The sequence below is a fragment of the bacterium genome (assembly GCA_037143175.1).
Classification (GTDB): domain Bacteria; phylum Verrucomicrobiota; class Kiritimatiellia; order CAIKKV01; family CAITUY01; genus JAABPW01.
This window is the reverse complement of sequence record JBAWZF010000101.1, coordinates 1-2606: the sequence shown is the minus strand read 5'-3', so window position 1 is coordinate 2606 and position 2606 is coordinate 1. Positions and strand designations below refer to the sequence as shown.

Below are 2606 nucleotides of genomic sequence, written 5' to 3'. Positions count from 1 at the left end.
GCGCCTGCGACAGGAGTGGTTTTGACAGAGCAAAACCCTCCATCCAGTGTGCCGGTCTTGGAGCCGGAACCGGCCATTACGCCTGAGCCGCCGCCGACCTTTGAGGCGACTTCAATGGAGGGCGCCGCTCCGTCGGCGCCTGCGACAGGAGTGGTTTTGACAGAGCAAAACCCTCCATCCAGTGTGCCGGTCTTGGAGCCGGAACCGGCCATTACGCCTGAGCCGCCGCCGACCTTTGAGGCGACTTCAATGGAGGGCGCCGCTCCGTCGGCGCCTGCGACAGGAGTGGTTTTGACAGAGCAAAACCCTCCATTAAGTGGGCCGGCCTTGGAGCCGGAACCGGCCATACCGGTGACGCCAACACCGGAGGTTATGCCTGAACCCCCGCCAGCCTTGGTAATACCGGATGAGTCCGTTTTTCAGCCTCTGGTTCCGCCGCTGGTGTCTATTCCTGATCCCACGCCGGTACCGGTCTTGGAAGCCGAGCCGGAACCACAGCCTATTCCTCCCCCTAACCCGGCATAACCGTAACGAAGATGAAGAGTTTGAACAGAAGGTAGGATGAGAAGGCTGGTGCGGCGAGTACGCCGCGCCAGCATAAATATTAGTAAATTCAAAACCCTGGCGTTTGCGCCGCAGGCAAAACAATATTCCTCTTCGCGGGCTTTGCGACTTCTGTTCAAATTATCTTTTCTGCTCCGAATCATGACCAACGCTGCCGGTCTTGCCTGGAAATTGACAGGCATTATCTATTGCACAAACTATCAAATGACGTTTGCGCAATAGATATGCAGGTGATGGAGATTCAGGAAAAATTCCGCGCTGTAGTATCCGCCGCCTGCCCTGAGCTTTGTCGAATGGGTGTCGGTGTCAATCTTGGTGGCAGCCGACGTCCCCGGCGGCTGATTGTCAATTATGGGCAGGGAATCGTTCGCCAGGGACGGCGAACGCCACCTAGACTGACATTTTATCCTCCATTGCGTTCTTCGCGATGTGAAAAACTCTTTGCATTTCATCTAACAACCTACATGCGTAACCGCTACAGCCTTGGCAGACCGATGGGACGCCAGTGAAACATTGTCACATTTCTATTGCTCGAGGAGGGGGGGCTGTTCATAATCCAAAAATGAAGATTGTGGGACAAAGAACCGGGGATCATGCCAGCAATGATCCTGTTGCGAATTATTTTAGGGCAGAAAAACTGATCCAGGATATGAATCGGATCAACCCTTTTCCTCGTCCCCGCGGTTTTGTTTATAAAGCCAAATCATGGGAAGCCTATGCCGCTTGGCGCCAATCCCAGTCGAACCCGAGGTTGTGGTGACATGGCAGAAACCCTTGATAATTCAGCGAATGTCCTGGCGTTGTTGCGTGTTTGTTCCTTGCTGAACAGGTATGAAGCAAACTATCTGGTCATTGGGGGATATGCCTGCATTCTTCACGGTATGGTGCGAACAACAGAAGATGTGGACATCCTGATCGAAGAATCCGCCGCTAATTACCAACGCATCATTGATGCACTTTCCGAGTTGGAGGACCATGCCGCAAGGGAGTTGACGTTGCAGGACTTCGAGGAAAATGTTGTTATCAAAGTGGCTGATGAAGTTGAAGTTGATGTCAGTCGACGGGCATGGAGTGTCACTTATTCCGAAGCCATACCCCATGCCCAGAAAAGGGAAATCTCCGGTATAACGGTTCCTTACCTGAGTCTTCGCGATTTGATTGCGAGTAAGGGAACATATCGGGATCAAGACCAGGTAGATGTAGCCCGTCTGCGGATTTTGGCTGAGCGAAAAGACGGCAAGTAGGGATTGCTCCAGCACCCCGAAACGGGTGCTACTCCTCAGCCCGGGGTGCAACCCCGGGTTCATGCTTTGGACTTCAACCCCTTCAGGGTTGTTATTCTTCGACTCGGAACTCTCATCGGTTCCACCCCTGGCTGGAAAAATCTTTCAGGTCAAACTCTTCGCATTTTAATTCACCCCCAGATCACGCGTACTCCCGGATATCCGGGAATGATGGCATCTCGCGAGATCAGCGAGAGCGAGCGCTCATGGCATTCGGCTATCAGGATCCGGTCGAAAGGATCGTTGTGAATGTCTGGCAGGGACACGGAGGCCTGCGCCACTCGACGGGTCAAGGGTAATTCAATCAGCCTGTGGTGAGCGATGGCGCGAGTCAGGTACTCTTCAGGTGGAAAGGGGAGAATAAGGCGGCCCCGCTTGACGAGGAGTGAGATCTCCCATGCGGACACAATGGAGAAATGGAGGGAAACGGGGTGGGCCAGGATAGCGTTTTGGGCGGCAAGTGACAGCTTTCCTGTATCTGATGCCAGCCAGACCAATGTGTGCGTATCAAGGAGTATCATCGTAGCGATTCCGGCCAATCTTCAGGTGAGAGTGGCGCCGTTGGGTCGCCAATGAACCGGGCCCCTTTTAGCGAGAGATCCTGCGTGAGCGGGTCTGTTTTCGCCCGCAGGGGGACTATCTCCGCCACGGGAATGTTGTGCCGGCATATCACAACGTGAACACCCGTGCGCTCGACTTCGCTGACTACTTCTGAAAAGTGAGCTTTAGCGCTATAGATGCTTAATTCAGTTTTCATGC

The 2606-nt window shown here is 53.8% G+C and carries 4 protein-coding genes; 2 read left to right on the top strand and 2 right to left on the bottom strand.

Going from position 1 to position 2606, the window contains the following annotated elements; translation table 11 throughout:
• Both WCI03_15230 and WCI03_15225 read left to right on the top strand, forming a co-directional pair.
• On the top strand, window positions 1-525 hold a 525-nt coding region (locus tag WCI03_15230), incomplete at its 5' end, for a hypothetical protein (GenBank protein MEI8141204.1).
• Between the two features lie 800 nt (window positions 526-1325).
• On the top strand, window positions 1326-1808 hold the full coding sequence (locus WCI03_15225) for a nucleotidyltransferase (GenBank protein MEI8141203.1): 483 nt from the start codon (window positions 1326-1328) through the stop codon (window positions 1806-1808).
• 170 nt (window positions 1809-1978) lie between these two features.
• Here WCI03_15225 and WCI03_15220 read toward each other — a convergent pair whose 3' ends face one another.
• Together WCI03_15220 and WCI03_15215 are read right to left on the bottom strand one after the other, a co-directional pair.
• A complete protein-coding gene (locus WCI03_15220; GenBank protein ID MEI8141202.1) occupies window positions 1979-2368 on the bottom strand; it encodes a type II toxin-antitoxin system VapC family toxin in 390 nt (129 codons plus the stop codon).
• On the bottom strand, window positions 2365-2606 hold a 242-nt coding region (locus WCI03_15215; GenBank protein ID MEI8141201.1), incomplete at its 5' end, for a type II toxin-antitoxin system prevent-host-death family antitoxin. The genes WCI03_15220 and WCI03_15215, both read right to left, overlap by 4 nt.

Excerpts from the sequence above, each read along its gene's own strand:
- WCI03_15225 (MEI8141203.1), top strand. The coding sequence starts at position 1,326 with ATGGCAGAAACCCTTGATAATTCAGCGAATGTCCTGGCGTTGTTGCGT.
- WCI03_15220 (MEI8141202.1), bottom strand. The coding sequence starts at position 2,368 with ATGATACTCCTTGATACGCACACATTGGTCTGGCTGGCATCAGATACA.